Source organism: Luteibacter sp. (assembly GCF_035539195.1).
Lineage (GTDB): Bacteria > Pseudomonadota > Gammaproteobacteria > Xanthomonadales > Rhodanobacteraceae > Luteibacter.
In genome coordinates this window covers 80,455-97,662 of record NZ_DATLIW010000015.1, presented here as the reverse complement: position 1 = coordinate 97,662, position 17,208 = coordinate 80,455, and the positions used below count along the sequence as shown (strand labels likewise).

Sequence of the window (17,208 nt, the reverse complement as noted above, 5' to 3'; positions counted from 1 at the left end):
GAAGAACGTTGAACGGACAGGGGAAAGGCGAATCAGAAACCGAGGCCGGACTTGGCGCCCGACGCTTGCGAGATGAGCGAGGCCATGACCGCTTTCTGCACGTGCAGGCGGTTCTCGGCCTCGTCGATGGCGATGCAGGCCGGCGAGTCCATCACCGCGTCCGTCGCCTTGATGTTCCGGCGCAGCGGGAGGCAGTGGCTGAAGAGGCCGTTGTTGGTCAGGGCCATCTTGGCCTCATCGACGATGAAGTGCTTGTTGGCATCGCGAATGGCCTTCTCTTCGTCCCAGCGGCCGAAGTAAGGAATCGCACCCCAACTCTTGGCGTAGATGACGTCCGCACCGCGGTAGGCCGACTCGATGTCGTGCGAGACCTGAAGCGAACCGCCGTTTTCCTTCGCATTGGCCTTGGCGAAGTCCATGTAGCGCTCGTCCAGGACGTACTCCGGGGTCGGGCACAGCAGGGTCACGTCCATGCCCATCTTCGTCGCGATCAGCAGGGCCGAGTTGGCCACCGCGGTGTTCAGCGGCTTCGGGTGATAGGTCCAGGTCAACACGTACTTCTTGTTCTGCAGGCTGCCCAGGTGTTCCTGCAGCGCCAGCGCATGCGCCAGCTCCTGGCAGGGATGGGTGATCGTCTCGAGGTTGATCACCGGTACGGTGGCGTACTGGGCGAACGACTTGAGCACCTTGTCCTGGCGATCCACCTGCCAGTCGACGAACTTCGGGAAGGCGCGCACGGCGATGATGTCCACGTAGCGCGACAGCACGCGAGCCACTTCGGCGATGTGCTCTTCGGTATCGCCATCCATCACCGCGCCGACCTCGAACTCGATCGGCCATGCGTCCTTGCCCGGCGACAGCACGATGGCATGGCCACCCAACTGGAACGCACCCAGCTCGAAGCTGGTACGCGTGCGCATGGACGGATTGAAGAACATCAGTGCGATCGACTTGCCGGCCAGTTGCTGGCCCTGCGGCGAGCGCTTGAACTCCGCCGCCTGCGCGAGCAGGGCGTCGATCTCGGCGCGGCTGTAATCCTGGGTGGAGAGGAAGTGGCGAACGGTCATGGCGGTCCAGATCGGTCGGTGGCCTTGTCGGCCGTGGAGGAAGTGAAGAAGGCGGAGGGTCAGGAATCGGAAACAAAAAAACCCGGCGCAGGGCCGGGTTTTTTAGTCGATGCGTATGAAAAGCGCGCGACAGCCTACCCGGCCGAGTATCCGATGTACGGTCGACGAGCACGCGAGGTCATCCCTGCGGCCATACGGGCGCTGGTGAAGACGACGGCGGTGTAGACGGTATGGGACACGGCAAGGTCTGGAAAAGTGGAACCGCGATCATGCCGGGATTTGGTGCGGCGCGCAAGACGGGCGCCCCACAACAAAAAAGGGCCGCGATTTCTCGCGGCCCCCCGTTCGGATCACGGTGCGAAACCGACTCAGTCGGCAGGCGCCACACTGACGCGGACGCGAAGACGCTCGCCCGGGTCGTAGTTCAGGCGCGACACGTAGACCTCGCCGCGATAGCGGTACTCGACGTCGTAGCCGGCGATGCGGCGCTGTTCGGAGACCGAACTGACGTCGCGGCAGCGGGTTTCCGTGCCCGAGTAGGTGCGGTCGCCCTGGTGGGCGAGGTTGTTGCCGACCGCGCCGCCGGCGACGGCGCCGACCACGGTGGCGGCCTTGCGGCCGTCGCCCTTGCCGACGGTGTTACCGAGCACGCCGCCGACCACGGCGCCGAGGATGGTCCCGGCCGTGCTGTTACCGCTGGACTCCTGGCGGACGACGGGCTGGTCGTAGCATTCCTGTCGGGGGGTCTCGACGCGAGCGACGCCGTAGACGGGATCGACGCGCAAGACGTCGGCCCAGCCAAAGTGGGTGTTGTCATCCGGGCCCTGGGCCGGGCCGGGCGGTGGACCCGGAGGCGGACCATAACGGCCGTCCTGGGCACCGGCGCTGGTTGCGAATACCGCGAGGATGATCGCGGGGATGAGCAGGCGAGACATTTAGGAGAACCTCCAGCCAGGCGCACAAGACGCCTACCCGTGCATTTCATCAAGTTCACGCTGAATCCACGCTTAGAGAGGCCAGGCCCGACTTCACATCGTCATGTCAACCGAATTCCTCCCGGCGCGTGCGCCGCACATCGGGCCGGGCTTGCTAATATCTCCGACCGGCCGCCCGCCGCGCCCGTCCACGGATCCCCGATGCCGATCTCGCTCTACAACACCCTGTCGCGCCGCACGGAAGCGTTCAGCCCGCTCGATCCGCAGCGGGTGACCATGTACGTCTGCGGCCCCACCGTCTACAACTACATCCATATCGGCAACGCGCGTCCGCCGGTGGTCTTCGACGTGCTGGCACGCCTGATCCGCCGCCATTACCCGAAGCTGGTCTACGCCCGGAACGTCACCGACGTGGACGACAAGATCAACACCGCGGCGGCGGCCGCCGGGGTACCCATCGGCGAGATCACCGGGCGCTTCGCCAAGGCTTATAACGAGGACCTCGCGCGCCTCGGCGTCGCCCCGCCGGACGTCGAGCCCTACGCCACCGATCACATCCCTCAGATCATCCGCATGATCGAGCGCCTGATCGCCAGCGGGCACGCCTACGAGGCGGAAGGCCACGTGCTGTTCAACGTCGAGTCGTTCCCCGCCTACGGTGCCCTCTCCGGCCGCGACCCTGACGAGTTGCTCGCCGGGGCGCGCATCGAGGTGGCGCCGTACAAGAAAAGCCCCGGCGACTTCGTGCTATGGAAGCCCTCGGATGAAACCCTGCCAGGCTGGGACAGCCCCTGGGGTCGCGGCCGTCCCGGCTGGCACATCGAGTGTTCGGCGATGAGCGAAGCCCACCTGGGCGACACCATCGACATCCACGCCGGCGGCGTCGACCTGACCTTTCCGCATCACGAGAACGAGATCGCCCAGAGCGTCTGCGCGCACGGCGGCAAGCCGTTCGCGCGCTTCTGGATGCACAACGGCATGCTCACCTTCGACGGCCGGAAGATGTCGAAGTCGCTCGGCAACGTGCTCCAGCTGCACCAGCTGCTGGACAAGCATCCCGCCGAAGCGCTCCGCCTGATGCTGCTGCGCGGCCACTACCGGCAGCCGCTGGACTGGTCCGATGCCGCCATGACCCAGGCCGTGCGCACGCTCGACGGCTGGTATGGCGTTCTGCGCGACATGGCCGATGTGGACGCCGGTGTACCGGTGATCCCGCCGGCCGTCGAGGCAGCGCTATGCGACGACCTGAACACACCGCAGGCGCTGGCTGAAATTTCCCAGCTTGCCGATAGCGCGCGCCGCGCCACGGGCGAGGAACGCGCTGCCGCCAAGGCCGCCCTGCTCGGCGGTGCCGCCCTGCTCGGCCTGCTCGCCGAAGATCCCGAAGCCTGGTTCCGCCAGGGCAATCCGGGCGAAGCCATCGACGCGGGCGCCATCGAGGCGTTGCTCGAGGAACGCCGCGCCGCCCGCGCCGCGAAGGATTTCGCCCGCTCCGACGCCATTCGCGACCAGCTCAAGGACCTGGGCATCGCGATCGAAGACAGCGCACAGGGCACGCGCTGGAGTGTGGTGAAGGCATGAACGAACCCCAGGAAGCCACGGCTGCCGAAGCGCAGCTCGCGATCGCCGAAGAATTCGCCTTCTTCAGCGACTGGACCGAGCGCTACCAGTACCTGATCGACCTCGGCCGGCAGCTGCCGCCGTTTCCGGACGATCGCAAGACCGAAGAGAACCGCGTTCACGGTTGCCAATCCATGGTCTGGCTGATTCCCTCGGGGGATGCCTCGAAGATGTATTTCGACGCCGCCAGCGACTCCGCCATCGTCTCCGGACTTATCGCGCTGATGCTGCGCGTCTACTCGGGCCGTTCGGCGCGCGAGATCGTCGATACGGAACCGTCCTTCGTGCAGGAGATCGGCCTGGCCAAGCATCTCTCCCCCACCCGTTCCAACGGCCTGGCGGCGATGCTGGCGAAGGCCAAGGCGTACGCCGCCGCAACCCTCGGGGGTTGACCCTCCAAGACCCGACCCTCTAGGACCCGACCCTGTGGGAGCCGACTCTCTGGGAGGCCGGCCCTCTGGGAGGCCAACACTGTGGGAGCCTGACACCTGGGAGGCCAACACTGTGGGAGCCTGACACCTGGGAGGCTGACACTGTGGGAGGCTGACACTGTGGGAGCCGATTCATCGGCGATCCCGCGGCAGCGGGCCAGGGTGCGGCAAGCACCCATCGCCGCTGAAGCGGCTCCCACAGATGACGCGGCTCCCACAAATGAAGCGGCTCGCACAAATGACGCGGCTCCCACAACAAACGAAGCCCCGCATAGCGGGGCTTTTTCCTTACTCGAAACAAGACAGGGTCAGTCGCCCATCTGCCAGGGTCAGTCGCCCATCTGCTTCTGCAGGTGCTCGCGGCGCTCCTGCGCGTCGAGGGTCAACGTGGCGATCGGGCGGGCGTCGAGGCGCTCCACACCGATTTCCTCGTCGGTCTCTTCGCAGAACCCGTAGCGGCCTTCCTCGATCCGGCGCAGGGCCTTGTCGATCTTGGAGATGAGCTTGCGGTAGCGGTCGCGCGTACGCAGTTCGAGCGAGTTCTCCGTCTCGCGCGTGGCGCGCTCGGCCTCGTCACCCACGTCACGGACTTCCTCGCGGAGGTTGTCCATGGTCTGGCGGGATTCTTCGACGAGCTGCTCGCGCCAGTCCTTGAGCTTGTTGCGGAAATAGGCAAGGTGACGAGGACTCATGTACTCCTCGTCACTGCCCGGCTTGTAGCCCTTGGGCAGGTCGATGACAGTCGAAGCCGGCAGCGCGTAGCGGCCGTCCTCACGCGTGATGCCGTTTTCGGCGGTATTGGAAGCTGTGCTGTTCATGCTGGATTGAGCGGACTTCTCGTTTCTGGATGAGGTAGCGCTGCCCACCGCGGACGCTGTCCGGGGTGTCACAGCGGCAACGGCCGATGCCGTGCGACCCTTGACGGGCGGCGCGACATCGTTGGCCGGGGCGACTTTCTTCGCCGCCGGCGCGGGTGCGGGCGCGGGCGCGGCCTTGGCCGGCGCCGCGGGTGTCTTCTTGGCAGGCGCCGCCTTCACTGCGGGCGCCGGCTTGCTGGGTGCGGCAGGTGCAGGCTTCTTCGCCGGCGCCTTTGCCACGGTCTTGGCGGCCACTTTCGGCACCGCCTTGGTCGTCGCCTTCACCGGCGCGACCTTGACGGGTGCCTTCTTGGCGGCAACCTTGGCCGCCGGTTTAGCGGGCGCACTCTTCGAAGGCGCGGACTTTGCGGGCGCAGCCTTCTGGGGAGCCGACTTGGCCGAGGTCTTCGTCGCGGGCTTGGCCGCGGCACTGACCGCGGTCTTCACCGGCGCCTTTGTCGTTACCCCGGCCGTAGCCGTCCTGGCCTTACTCACATCACCGGCTCCGCCCTTCTTGGCGGTGCCCTTGGCAGCTGCGGAACTACGAGCGATTTTCGCCATTTCCTTCACCTCGGTGGCCGTGGCGGCGGGGTGTTATAGCCCAGATGCGTTAGCCCAGCAACCTATCTTCTGGGATACTGTCGACTGGCTGACGCCGGTCGACACCGGACTGAAAAGTGACCCGCCTCCTTCTATTCCTTCTGTCCCTCTATAAACGATGGCTGAGCCCCCTTCTAGGGGCACGCTGTCGGTTCCATCCATCCTGTTCCGATTATGCACGGGTTGCCATAGCCCGCTTCGGTCCGGTGCGCGGCTCCGTGCTTGGCGCCTGGCGCCTTTGCCGCTGCCAGCCGTTCTGCGAAGGTGGCCTGGATCCCGTACCCGATCATTTTGTCCTGCGCCGATGTGGCGCCCAAGGAGCACATATCCATGACTGACGCCTGGCTCATCAAGAACGCCGAACTGATCAACGAAGGCCGCCGTTTCACCGCCGATGTGCGCTTGCGCGATGGAAAAATCGCGACCATCGCCCAAGGTCTGGAAAAAGAGCGTGACGAACAGGTGATCGACGCGTCCGGCCTGTGGCTGTTGCCGGGAATGATCGACGACCAGGTGCACTTCCGCGAACCCGGCCTCACCCAGAAAGCCGATATCGCCAGCGAATCCACCGCCTGCGCCGCCGGCGGCATCACCAGTTTCATGGAGATGCCGAATACGAAGCCACCGGCCCTGGACCGCGATTCGCTCGAAGCCAAGTACACGCGAGCCTCCGAAACATCTCGGGTCAACTACGCCTTTTACATGGGCGCGAGCAACGACAACCTCGAGGCCATCCGCGCGCTCGATCCCAAGGCGGCTCCGGGCATCAAGGTATTCATGGGCGCCTCGACCGGCAACATGCTGGTCGACAACCCGGAAACCCTCGACCACATCTTCCGCGACGCGCCGACGCCGATCATCACGCATTGCGAAGACACGCCGATGATCGACGTGAACCTGGCCAAGGCCCACGAAAAGTATGGCGAGGATATTCCCGCGTTCGAGCACCCGCTCATCCGCTCGCGCGAGGCCTGCATCAAGTCCACGAAGCTGGCGATTTCGCTGGCGAAGAAACACGGCACCCGTCTGCACGTGCTGCATATCTCCACCGCCGACGAACTGGCCCTGTTCGAACCGGGCCCGATCGAAGGCAAGAAGATCACCGCGGAGACCTGCGTGCACTTCCTGCATTTTGCCGCGCCGGACTACGAGCGCCTCGGCTTCCTGATCAAGTGCAATCCGGCGATCAAGGACGAAGCGGACCGTGAGGCCATCACCAAGGCCCTGGCCGAGGGCCGCCTGGACGTGCTCGCCACCGACCACGCCCCGCACCTGCTCGAAGAGAAAGCGCAGAAGTACGACAAGGCGCCGTCCGGCCTGCCGCTGGTCCAGTACGCGCTGCAGGCGGCGCTGGAGCGCGTGTTCGAGGGCAAGTTGACCCTGGAACGCGTCGTCGAAGCGGTATGCCATGCGCCGGCCAAGCTGTTCGACGTGGAGAACCGCGGTTTCCTCCGCGAGGGTTATGCCGCCGATCTCGTCCTCGTCGATCCCAAGCGCAAGCACACGGTGGTTCGTGAGGAAGTGCTGTCCAAGTGCGGTTGGTCCCCGTTCGAAGGCGAAACGTTCAGCAGCAGCATCGCTTCGACCTTCGTCAACGGCCAGCGCGTGTGGGACGGCAAGAAGGTGGATGAGAGCGTTCGCGGCCAGCGACTGACGTTCGACCGATGAGGAAAGTCGTAAGCGCCATCGCCGCCTTGATCCTTTCCGCCTCGGCCGCCGCGGCCGTGACCGACCTGCCCTCCAGCGTGTCCCAGGGCGGTCTCGTCATCGGCCATGCCGCGCCGGGGTCGCGGGTGACCGTGGGCGGCAAACCCGTCCACGTCGGTGCCGATGGCATCTTCGTCTTCGGTGCGGGACGCGACGAGCAAGGGCCGATCGAGGTCGTCGTCGGCGGCGCGAAGCACAGCCTCGGCGTGACGCCGCGCGACTGGCCGATCGAGCGCGTCGAAGGCGTGCCGCCGACGACGGTGAACCCGCCACCGGACATCGCGGCGCGCATCCAGCGCGAACAGGCCGAAGTGGTCGCCGCGCGCGATCGCGACGACGCGCGTGAAGACTTCGCTCACGGCTTCATCTGGCCGGTGACGGGGCGGATCAGCGGACGGTTCGGCAACCAGCGCATCTACAACGGCGATCCGAAGGCACCGCATTCGGGCATGGACATCGCGGTGCCGCAGGGCACCCCGGTCAAGGCACCGGCCGACGGCATCATCACCTTCGCCAAACCCGACCTTTATCTCACTGGCGGCACCGTGCTGCTCGATCACGGCTTCGGCCTGTCGTCGAACTTCCTGCACCTGTCGCGGATCGACGTGAAGGTGGGGCAACACGTGCAGCAGGGCGAGGTAATCGGCCTGGCGGGCATGACCGGTCGAGCGACCGGGCCCCACGTGCATTGGGGCTTCAACTGGTTCGGGGTGAGGCTGGATCCGCTGCTGTTGCCGGGTATCCAGTAGCACGAAGCGAGTCGGGATTCGTGTGGGAGCCGATGCATCGGCGATGCCTTGGTGCGAAATCTCGATGACTGAGGCGAGCACCTATCGCCGCTGAAGCGGCTCCCACACAGAAGCGCTTCCTGTACAGAAGCGGTTTCTATACAGAAGCGGTTCCTATACAGGGGCCGTTTCCACACAGAAGCGGCTTCTACGACGGCAGTTAGCGGACCTTGGAGGCAAACGCGACCGCGTCGTGCGGATGCAGGCTTTCGTGATGCGCCACGCGCACGTGGAAGTCGGCGACGCGCGCATCGGCATCGAGGGTTTTCTGGATGCGCCGGGCCGCGTCCTCACAGAACATCAGATTGCCGCCGTTGGCGAGCGCGAAGGCCTGCTCGTCGGCGCGCTTCACGGCGGTCTGCACCGGCGTGCCAAGAGCGGCTTCGACGTTATCGATCATGTCGATGAGCGGAAACACGCCCTCCCCCGCCGGACGTACGCGGATCGTCGCCGTGCTGCGCTGCGCGTGCGGCGTCGCAAGGATGCCCTGCTCCGTACCGAGCCAGGCGAGGACGGTGTCGCGGTCGAGGGCGCCCTCGGCGGAGAATGTCTTCGCGAAATTGTCCTGGATGAGCTGGCGCGACAGTGCCGCCGATGCCGGGCACGTCGACGAATAGACCACGTCGGTGGTGATTTCGATCGCGAATTTGTCGCCGCTCAGGGTGGCGCAGATGGTGATCGGGTACGCGCGCCAGCCGCTGTTGTCGCTGCGCAGGGCGCGACGGCGAACCAGGTGCTCGAAGCCGATGGTGATCTTCGCGTGGTCGGAGAGGCCTTCGTGCGAGCTCAGGAAGGAACCGAGCAGGTCGCGGATGCCGTGGATGGTCAGCGGTCCGGCGGAAAGTGCCTCCGATACCAGCAGGTAGAGGCGCGACATGTGGATGCCGCGGGCCTCCGGCTTGTTCAGGTTGACGAAGGCACCCACGCGCGCGCCAGTCGAGCGGACATCGCCGTCGCCGGCGTCGAACTGCACCGGCATCTCCATGCCATCCATGCCGACCCAATCCAGGGTACCGATGGCGAGGGCATGCTCCTGCGACGCGACGTCGGGGAGCAGGCGGGTCGGGGAATCTTGGATATACATCGGGTGATCCTAGGGAGAACGTGCCGTTGCCGGCTTACCGTGACCGAAATGGGGATGTTGAGGATTGGCTCAATGGTCCGCGCAAGGAAACGGTCCGTTCAGCTGAATCGTGCCGCGTGCCGTGCGGCCAGCCAGGCCCGGATGGCTGTCGCCGGCCCGCTGCGCGACTGCCGTAAGTGCAGTTCACGGAAGGGTTCGGTTGCCTTGGCTGCGGCACGGGCCGTGGACAGCGCCGTACGGCCCTCCAGGCCGCGGAACGTGCTCAGGGGCTCGCCCAGGGCCAGGGCCTCACGCAGGCCGGCAGCCAGCTCCGCGAGCTGGGCCTTCAAGGCCTCGCGCCGGGCCGGCGTATCGTCCTTGAGCTGGCCACGCGAGAGCCCATGCCTGGCCAGGCGAGACATGGGCAGGGGCAGCCGCTCGCGCTCGGCGTCCAACTCCAGCCGGGACAGCGCGAACACCAGGTGCGACAACGTGGCGATCCGCGAGGCGGCCTCGACCGGCGCATCCGCACCGAACCACCACGCGTTCTCGAGGGCCGCGAGCGCACCATGCATGCCACGCGAAGCGGCCACCTGCGCGCTGAAATCCGCGGGCGTGCCCTGCTCCAGCTGGGCCATCGCGGCAAGCACCGGCGCCAGCCAGCGATCGACCGGGATACGTCGGGCCCGATCGTCGGCGAACAATGGCTTGGTCAACGGGTGCCGGCCGCCACTGGCCGCGGCGCCGGACAATTCCTCGGCCCACCACTGCAGTTTTGCGGCGGCGACCTGCGGCTCGCGCACACCGTACGCCGACGCGATCAGCTCGTGTTCGAAGGCGGCAAGGGCGACATGCGCGTCACGCACGGACACTTCGACGAACGGCAAGGCGACGCGCTGTTGCGGCTGCACAGCCAGCCATTTATCGACGAAACTCTGGGTAGCGCCGTCGGTCACGCCGGGATCTCCCTCACGCCAAGCAAGGCGGCCAGATCGCCAACGCTGTCGAGCACGATATCGGCATCCCAGGTGTCCGGATCGCCGCCATCCAGATAACCCCAGCGCACGGCCACGGTGAACAGGCCGGCCGCGTTACCGGCCTGGACGTCGCGGCGATCGTCGCCGACGAAAACCGAGCGTGCCGGGTCGCAGCCCGCCAGGGCGCAGGCGTGCAGCACGGGTGCCGGATCGGGCTTCTTCACCGGCAAGGTGTCGCCCGAGACCACGGCGGCAGGCTTCCAATGCGGCACCGCCTGCGGCAACAGCCCGTCGGTCAGGAAGCCCGGCTTGTTGGTCACGATGCCCCAGCCGATGCCGGCGGCATCCAGGCCTGCCAGCAGCGGCTCGACGCCGTCGAACGGCACGGTATGCCGGGCCATGTTCGCTTCGTAGATCTCGAGGTATCGCGGCACGCACGCCAGCACGGCGTCCGCGTCGAGGCCGGGAAAGCCCACGGCGACGATCGCTCGCGAGCCTCGCGAGACCACCGGGCGCACACGCTCGTACGGAGGCGGCGCGACGCCCTGCTCCGCGCACAGATCCACCAGTGCACCGTGCAGATCGAGCGCGCTGTCCAGCAAGGTGCCGTCGAGGTCGAAGAACACCCCGTCCAGCGTGAACGGCAAACGATTCACCCGACCTTCCTCGCGCTGAGCACGTAGTTCACCGCGGTGTTCGACGAGAGGCTCGCGTTGCGCGTGAGCGGGTTGTACGCGAGACCCTTGATGTCTTCGACGTCGAGACCGAAGCGGCGCAGCAGGCCCGCCACTTCCGAGGGCTTGAGGAACTGCGCGTAGTGGTGCGTACCACGCGGCAGCAGGCGCATCAGGTACTCCGCACCGACGATGGCTGCGCCGAAGGCCGCCGGCGTGCGGTTGAGCGTGGACAGGAACACCTGACCGCCGGGCTTGAGCATGGCGGCGAGATCGCCGATCAGGGCGGCCGGGTCGGGTACGTGTTCGATCATCTCCATGCAGCAGACCGCATCGAACGAGGCCGGCTCGGATTCGGCGAGTTCGGTCGACGACTGCACGCGGTAATCCACCTGCAGGTTCGATTCGAACAGATGCAGTTTGGCGATTTCGATCAGCTTGGCGCCGAGATCGATCGCGGTGACATGGGCGCCGGCGCGCGCAAGCGCCTCACTCAGCAGACCGCCGCCGCAGCCGACATCGACGACCTTCGCGCCGCGCAGGTTCACGCGTCCGGAGACATAGGCCGCGCGCACCGGATTAAGGTCGTGCAGCGGACGGGACTCGCCGTCGGGATCCCACCAGCGGGCGGCCAGCTTCTCGAAACGCGCGATTTCTTCCGCGCTGACATTGGCGTTGGTTTGCATGATTCAGGCCTCGGGCGCGAAGCGACGCACGCGCCATTCGTGGACAGTGAGCGTGGACGAGCCGCTGGTGTGCAGGGGATCGGCGTACGCGAGTTCGGTTGCCGCGGCCAGGCTCGGCGCGCGCACGAGATACGCGCCGCCCGTGCCATCGGTGAACGGACCGGTCATCTCGAGCTGCTGCTTCGCGATCAGGCCAGCCAGGAAGGCCTGGTGCGCCTCGCCCGCCGCCGGCTGGAATGCCGGCGTTCGCACGACGAGGACGAGGTACAGATGTTCGGTATCGCTCACGCTTCCTCCTCGGAGGCGATGATCTCACGCCAGGCACGAGCCTTCGAAAGAATGCGCGCCTTGTCGATGCCGACGAGCTCGCCGGTGGCGAGCTTGCGCTGGCCATCGATCCACACATCGCTGACCTGGTGGCGACCCGTGGCGTAAACCAGCTGGGAGGCCACATGGTAGAGCGGCTGCGTTTCGATCGCATCCAGACGCACGGCCGTGAGATCGGCGCGCTTGCCCGGCTCGATCGAACCGATGCGATCGCCAAGACCGATCGCCTTCGCGCCATTGAGCGTGGCGGCGCGCAGGGCGAACGCGGCATCGAACGCCGCGGCATCGCCGGCGACGGCCTTGGCCAGCAAGGCGGCCGTGCGCATTTCGCCGAACATGTCCAGGTCGTTGTTGGAGGCGCAGCCATCGGTGCCGATGCAAACGTTGACGCCGGCCGCACGCAGCTTCTCCGCCGGACAGAAACCGGAAGCGAGCTTGAGATTGGACTCGGGACAATGCGCCACCGAAACGCCGGCAGCGGCGCAAGCCGCGATCTCGTCGTCGTTGAGCTGCGTCATGTGTACGGCGAGCAGGCGATCGGTGACGATGCCCAGCTTCTGCAGGCGCTCGAAGGGACGCACGCCGTCTTTGTCCTTGCCCTGCTGCACTTCGAGCGCGGTTTCGTGCGTGTGCAGGTGGATCGGAATGTCGAGCTCGTTGGCCAGGTCGCGAATCCGTACGAAGTTCTCGTCGGAAACCGTGTAGGGCGCATGCGGCACGAAGGCCGTGGTCAGGAGCGGCTCGGCCTTGAGCGCCTCGTGCACTTCCAGCGCGCGACTGAAGTATTCGTCCGAGGTTTTTGCCCAGGGCGTCGGGAAGTCGATCACCGGCAGGCCGATGACCGCGCGAAAGCCCATCTGCTTGTAGGTCGCCGCGATCACGTCGGGGAAGAAATAGTTTTCGTTGGCGCAGGTCGTGCCGCCACGGATCATTTCCGCCACGGCGAGTTCGACGCCGTCACGGATGAAGTCCGGTCCCATCACGCGCGCCTCGGCCGGCCAGATGTGTTCCTGCAACCAGGTCATCAGCGGCAGATCGTCCGCGAGTCCGCGCAACAGGGTCATCGGGTTGTGCGTGTGGGCGTTGATCAGGCCCGGCATGAGCGCGTGCTCGGGCAGCTCGACGCGCTCGCGCGGCGCGTAGGTCGCGCGCGCGTCGGCGATCGGCAGGATCGCCAGGATCTCGCCGCCGTCGATGGCCACCGCGTGGTCGTCGAGGACCACGGCATGCGGTTCGATGGGGACGACCCAGCGGGCTTCGATAAGGAGGTCGATGTCGATGGGACTGGAAGTCATGGCGGGCTCGGGGAAGCGTAAAAAAAACGGCACGGCGCCCGGGAGGGCCGCCGTGCCGATCGATGCATCAGACGCTGCGCCTTACTTGACGCGGCTGTCGTACTCGCCGGTGCGCGTATCGACCTTGATGACTTCGTCCTGGTTGACGAAGAGCGGCACGCGAACCACGGCGCCGGTCTCCAGGGTAGCCGGCTTGCCGCCGCCGCCCGAGGTATCGCCGCGCACGCCCGGGTCGGTCTCGACGATCTTGAGTTCGACGAACTTCGGAGCCTGCACGGCGATGATGTTGCCGTTGAACAGGGTCACCACGCACTCTTCCTCGCCCTTCAGCCACTTCCAGGCATCGCCCATGGCGGCGAGGCTGGCGCGGTGCTGCTCGAAGGTTTCGGTGTGCATGAAGATCCACTCGCGATCGTTGCCGGTGCCCTCGATGTACGAGAACTGGGCATCGGTGTCGACGGCATCGGCTTCTTCGTACGAATCGCTCGACTTGAGCGTCTGCTCGGTCGTGCGTCCGTCCTTGAGATTGCGGATACGGATGCGGGTGAACGCCTGGCCCTTGCCCGGCTTGATGAAGTCCGCTTCGGTGATGACCCAGGGGTCGCCGTTGTGGATGATCTTCTTGCCCGTTTTGACGTCGTTGAGGCCAAGCATGCCCATCTGTATCTGCTCCAGAGTTATATCCGCCCCGCTGGGCGGCTAAAATAGGTTCTGTCACGGGCTGCAGAGCCCGATCCAAGGTCCACAATGATAACCGCAAGCCCCACTTCCCGCCTATCGCCGCCCGTCACGGGCTGGCGCGAGCTATGGCGGGACGCCATTACGGACGCCGGGGAACTGCTGCGCGTCGTCGGCCTCGGCCACCGGACCGATCTCCTGCCGCCGGACGACGCGGGCTTTCCCCTGCGCGTGCCCAGGGGCTTCGCGGCCCGCATGCGACCCGGGGACCCCAACGACCCCCTGCTCCTGCAGGTGCTCCCGCGCCGGGCGGAGCACGACGAGGTCGACGGTTTCACCGTGGACGCGGTGGGCGACATGGCCTCACGCGCTGGACACGGGGTGCTGCACAAGTACGACGGCCGGGCCCTGCTGATCGCCAGCGGAAGCTGCGCCGTGAACTGCCGCTACTGCTTCCGCCGGCATTTCCCCTACGGCGAGGAGATCGCGGCGGCGGCCCAGTGGCGCGACGCGCTGGCCCACGTGAAGGCCGACCCGAGCATTCGCGAGCTGATCCTCTCGGGCGGCGACCCCCTCGCCCTGGCCACGCATAAGCTCGAGGAGCTGACCCGCGGACTGGCCGACATGCCTCACGTCATCCGCCTGCGCATCCATACCCGCCTGCCCGTGGTCCTGCCCGAGCGCATCGACGACGCCTTCACGCACTGGCTGGCCGCCCTGCCCCTGCAGAAGGTCGTCGTCCTTCACGCCAATCACGCCAACGAATTCGATGCCGACGTGGACGCCGCCTGCGGCCGCCTTCGCGCGGCGGGCGCCACCCTGCTCAACCAGGCGGTGCTGCTCAAGGAAGTGAACGACGACGCCGATACCCTCGTCGCCCTGTGCGAGCGTTCGTTCGCCGCCGGTGTGCTGCCCTACTACCTGCACCAGTTGGACAAGGTCGCCGGGGCGGCCCATTTCGAGGTGTCCGACCAGCGTGCCCTGGCGCTCATGGAAGTGCTTCGGGGCAGGCTTCCTGGCTACCTCGTCCCAAAACTCGTGCGTGAACTGCAGGGCGACCCTTCCAAACGCCCCGTTGCCGATTTCGCGCGCTAGTATGGGCATCATCCGACCAGCATGACCTGGCCGGACCGCGAGACGGGGGAGCGGACCAGCCATGGTTCGCGGGGTAGCAAGCGGCATTTCGGAACGGCATGAAACACGACAACGTCATCAGGATTCTCTTCATCGAAGACTCGGTTGAAGACGCCGAGCTTTTGATCAACGTACTGCGCAATGGCGGTATCGCCGTGCGCCCCGCCCGCGCAACCAGCGCGCCGGAGATCCAGGCCGCGCTCGACGAACTGGTGCCCGACCTGGTGTTGATGAACCCCGGCGTGCCCGGCATCGACGCTGCCGCCGTCGCTCGCCAGCTGGATTCCAGCGGGCGCGACCTGGCCCTGATCGCCGTCGTGAACAGCCTCAGCGACGACATCGTGGCCGATCTCTTCGCCGACGGATCGCGCGGCGTGGCGTTGCGCAAACGATCCGACCAGGTCCTGGCCGTGGTCCAGCGCGAATTCGAGGCCCTTTCCACGCGGCGGCAGGTGCGCCGTCTGGAAACGTCGCTCCGCGAGACCGAGCGCCGCTGCGACTCGCTGCTCGACTCTTCGCGCGACGCCATTGCCTACGTCCACGAAGGCATGCACGTTCGCGTGAACCAGGCCTACCTGGAGGCCTTCGGCTTTGCCGAGTTCGACGACATCCTCGGCCTGCCGATCCTCGACCTGATCGCCGGCACCCACGCTGACGACTTCAAGGGCGTCCTGCGCGGCCTGTCCAAAGGCGACAAGGCGCCGCCGCCGCTGGAACTGCTGGCGCGCCGCGACGACGGCGGTACCTTCAAGGCCCTTGTCGAGTTCGCCCACGCCACCTTCGAGGGCGAAGCCTGCCTGCAGATCGTGTTCCGGCAGCAGATGGTCGATGCCGCCCTGGTCGCGCAACTGCAGCGGGATTCGGTCACCGGCTTGTTCAATCGCGCGCGCACGCTCGAGCACATCGACGAAGCCGTCGCCGCCGCCGCGGCCGGGCGCGAGGGCCAGGCCATGCTCCTGCTCGAACCGGACAACTGGAAGGAGATCGTGGCCAGCGCGGGTATCGGTAACGCCGACAAGCTGCTCGCCGCGATTGCCGCGAAGATCAACGAATCGATCGATGAGGAAGACGTCGCCGGTGTCCTCGGCGACCACACGCTCGGCCTGATCCTGGCGCCGCGCGGCGATCTCGAGCATGCCGCCCTCACCGAACGCCTGCGCACCAGCATTGCCGAACACATCATCGATGCGGGCACGCGATCGCTGAGTGTGACGATCACTATCGGCGGCACCCTGATCGCCGAAAAGAACGCCAACACGGAAGCCGTACTGGAACAAGCCAGCGCGGCGCTGCGCAATGCCCAGAACCAGGGCGGCAACCGCGTCGAACTGCACGATCCCAGCGCCCGCGAGAAAGCCGATGCCGAGCGCGAGCAATACTGGCTCGACCTCGTACGCCATGCGCTATCGACCGATGGCCTGCGTCTCTACCACCAGCAGATCATCAGCCTGCAGGATGCGGCCGGCGAGTTCTACGAGATCCTGGTGCGCATGCGTGGCCCGAAGGGCGATGTGCTGCCGTCGTACTTCTTCCCGGTGGCCGAGCGCAACGGCCTCCTCCCGGCCATCGACCGCTGGGTGCTCGGCCACGCCATCGACGCACTGGCACACCGCGAAAACGACGGGCTCACCACGACCTACTTCGTGAAGATGACCCTGCAATCGCTGGAAGACCCGGACCTGCTACCGTGGCTCTGCCGCCGTCTCGAGACCGCCAAGCTGCGCCGCAGCACCCTGGTCATCGAGATGCCGGAATCCAAGGTACTGACCAGCCTGCGTCCCACGCAGGAGTTCGTGGCCGGCTGGCGCAAGGCGGGCGGCGCGTTCGCCATCGAACAGTTCGGCTCCGGCCTGAACTCGTTCCAGATGCTCAACCACGTCGAAGCCGATTTCCTGAAGATCGATCGCAGCTTCATGACCGATCTGCCGCAGCATCCGGAAAACCAGAAGAAGATCGCCGAGATCTGCAAGGAAGGCCATGCGTCGGGCAAGCAGACCGTAGCCGAATGGGTGGAGGACGCGGTGAGTACGTCGCTGCTGTTCGCCTGCGGCGTGGACTTCGTCCAGGGCAACTTCCTGCAGGAGCCGGCCAAGGTGCTGGCCGAGGAATACATGCCGGTCTGACTGTGGGAGCCGCTTCAGCGGCTGTGGGAGCCGCTTCAGCGGCGATCCCGCGGCAGCGGGCCGGGTATCGGCAAGCACCCAATCGCCGCTGAAGCGGCTCCCACAGCAGGCGTGCTCTATCCGGTGTACCTGATGGCAGACCACAGAAAGGCTTGCTATATCCGGTGTACCTAATGGCAGGCCACAAGAAGGCGTGCTCTATCCGGCGTACCTGATGGCAGACCACAAAAAAGCCCGCGATCACTC

The 17,208-nt window shown here is 66.2% G+C and carries 18 protein-coding genes and 1 pseudogene; 9 read left to right on the top strand and 10 right to left on the bottom strand.

The annotated features are described in order from the left end of the window. Positions 1-32: 32 nt before the first annotated feature. Complete coding sequence (locus tag VM621_RS04460) at positions 33-1,067, bottom strand: N-acetylornithine carbamoyltransferase (protein WP_325467786.1); 1,035 nt, start codon at positions 1,065-1,067, stop codon at positions 33-35. On the opposite strand from VM621_RS04460, the gene VM621_RS04455 reads away from it, so the two are divergent. Continuing rightward, on the top strand, positions 1,053-1,292 hold the full coding sequence (locus VM621_RS04455) for a hypothetical protein (protein WP_325467785.1): 240 nt from the start codon (positions 1,053-1,055) through the stop codon (positions 1,290-1,292). The genes VM621_RS04460 and VM621_RS04455 overlap by 15 nt on opposite strands. Before the next feature lie 143 nt (positions 1,293-1,435). Here the strand turns inward: VM621_RS04455 and VM621_RS04450 are convergent, their stop codons facing one another. Further along, on the bottom strand, positions 1,436-2,002 hold the full coding sequence (locus VM621_RS04450) for a glycine zipper 2TM domain-containing protein (RefSeq protein WP_325467784.1): 567 nt from the start codon (positions 2,000-2,002) through the stop codon (positions 1,436-1,438). Positions 2,003-2,203: 201 nt separating this feature from the next. Between VM621_RS04450 and cysS the strand changes: the two genes are divergently transcribed. Continuing rightward, a complete protein-coding gene (gene cysS / locus VM621_RS04445) occupies positions 2,204-3,583 on the top strand; it encodes a cysteine--tRNA ligase (protein WP_325467783.1) in 1,380 nt (459 codons plus the stop codon). Continuing rightward, positions 3,580-4,014, top strand: coding sequence for a SufE family protein (locus VM621_RS04440; protein ID WP_325467782.1), 435 nt, complete (start codon positions 3,580-3,582; stop codon positions 4,012-4,014). The genes cysS and VM621_RS04440 overlap by 4 nt, the downstream gene beginning before the upstream one ends. 368 nt (positions 4,015-4,382) lie before the next feature. Here the strand turns inward: VM621_RS04440 and dksA are convergent, their stop codons facing one another. Then, positions 4,383-5,357 (bottom strand): RNA polymerase-binding protein DksA, encoded by a 975-nt coding sequence (gene dksA / locus VM621_RS04435; protein ID WP_414674485.1) that lies wholly within the window; start codon positions 5,355-5,357, stop codon positions 4,383-4,385. Between dksA and VM621_RS19565 the strand changes: the two are divergent. From VM621_RS19565 to VM621_RS04420, 4 genes and pseudogenes are all read left to right on the top strand, one after another. Further along, positions 5,272-5,625 (top strand): annotated as a pseudogene (locus tag VM621_RS19565) (hypothetical protein); the annotation flags it as partial. The gene dksA and the pseudogene VM621_RS19565 overlap by 86 nt on opposite strands. Continuing rightward, a complete protein-coding gene (yidD, locus tag VM621_RS04430) occupies positions 5,588-5,848 on the top strand; it encodes a membrane protein insertion efficiency factor YidD (RefSeq protein WP_325467780.1) in 261 nt (86 codons plus the stop codon). The pseudogene VM621_RS19565 and the gene yidD, both read left to right, overlap by 38 nt. After that, entirely contained in the window at positions 5,841-7,178 is a 1,338-nt protein-coding gene (locus VM621_RS04425) for a dihydroorotase (RefSeq protein ID WP_325467779.1), read from the top strand. The genes yidD and VM621_RS04425 overlap by 8 nt, the downstream gene beginning before the upstream one ends. Next, positions 7,175-7,966, top strand: coding sequence for a M23 family metallopeptidase (locus tag VM621_RS04420; protein WP_325467778.1), 792 nt, complete (start codon positions 7,175-7,177; stop codon positions 7,964-7,966). The genes VM621_RS04425 and VM621_RS04420 overlap by 4 nt, the downstream gene beginning before the upstream one ends. A 199-nt stretch (positions 7,967-8,165) precedes the next feature. Here VM621_RS04420 and folE2 read toward each other — a convergent pair whose 3' ends face one another. The 7 genes from folE2 to efp all read right to left on the bottom strand — a co-directional run bounded on the left by folE2 (position 8,166) and on the right by efp (position 13,687). After that, on the bottom strand, positions 8,166-9,089 hold the full coding sequence (folE2, locus tag VM621_RS04415) for a GTP cyclohydrolase FolE2 (protein ID WP_325467777.1): 924 nt from the start codon (positions 9,087-9,089) through the stop codon (positions 8,166-8,168). Between the two features lie 98 nt (positions 9,090-9,187). Continuing rightward, positions 9,188-10,024 carry a squalene/phytoene synthase family protein gene (locus VM621_RS04410; RefSeq protein ID WP_325467776.1) on the bottom strand — a complete coding sequence of 279 codons (837 nt, stop codon included), beginning with the start codon at positions 10,022-10,024 and terminating at the stop codon, positions 9,188-9,190. After that, positions 10,021-10,701, bottom strand: coding sequence for an HAD family hydrolase (locus VM621_RS04405; RefSeq protein ID WP_325467775.1), 681 nt, complete (start codon positions 10,699-10,701; stop codon positions 10,021-10,023). Before VM621_RS04405 ends, VM621_RS04410 begins: the two co-directional genes overlap by 4 nt. Continuing rightward, on the bottom strand, positions 10,698-11,405 hold the full coding sequence (gene ubiG / locus VM621_RS04400) for a bifunctional 2-polyprenyl-6-hydroxyphenol methylase/3-demethylubiquinol 3-O-methyltransferase UbiG (protein WP_325467774.1): 708 nt from the start codon (positions 11,403-11,405) through the stop codon (positions 10,698-10,700). The genes VM621_RS04405 and ubiG overlap by 4 nt, the downstream gene beginning before the upstream one ends. Before the next feature lie 3 nt (positions 11,406-11,408). Then, positions 11,409-11,693 (bottom strand): YciI family protein, encoded by a 285-nt coding sequence (locus tag VM621_RS04395; RefSeq protein WP_325467773.1) that lies wholly within the window; start codon positions 11,691-11,693, stop codon positions 11,409-11,411. After that, a complete protein-coding gene (locus VM621_RS04390) occupies positions 11,690-13,027 on the bottom strand; it encodes a TRZ/ATZ family hydrolase (RefSeq protein ID WP_325467772.1) in 1,338 nt (445 codons plus the stop codon). The genes VM621_RS04395 and VM621_RS04390 overlap by 4 nt, the downstream gene beginning before the upstream one ends. Positions 13,028-13,108: 81 nt before the next feature. Beyond that, complete coding sequence (efp, locus tag VM621_RS04385) at positions 13,109-13,687, bottom strand: elongation factor P (RefSeq protein WP_325467771.1); 579 nt, start codon at positions 13,685-13,687, stop codon at positions 13,109-13,111. An 87-nt stretch (positions 13,688-13,774) separates the two neighbouring features. Here efp and epmB point away from each other — a divergent pair, with 87 nt between their 5' ends. After that, positions 13,775-14,800, top strand: coding sequence for an EF-P beta-lysylation protein EpmB (gene epmB, locus VM621_RS04380; RefSeq protein ID WP_325467770.1), 1,026 nt, complete (start codon positions 13,775-13,777; stop codon positions 14,798-14,800). Between the two features lie 98 nt (positions 14,801-14,898). After that, complete coding sequence (locus VM621_RS04375) at positions 14,899-16,962, top strand: EAL domain-containing response regulator (protein ID WP_325467769.1); 2,064 nt, start codon at positions 14,899-14,901, stop codon at positions 16,960-16,962. Positions 16,963-17,208: the final 246 nt, after the last annotated feature.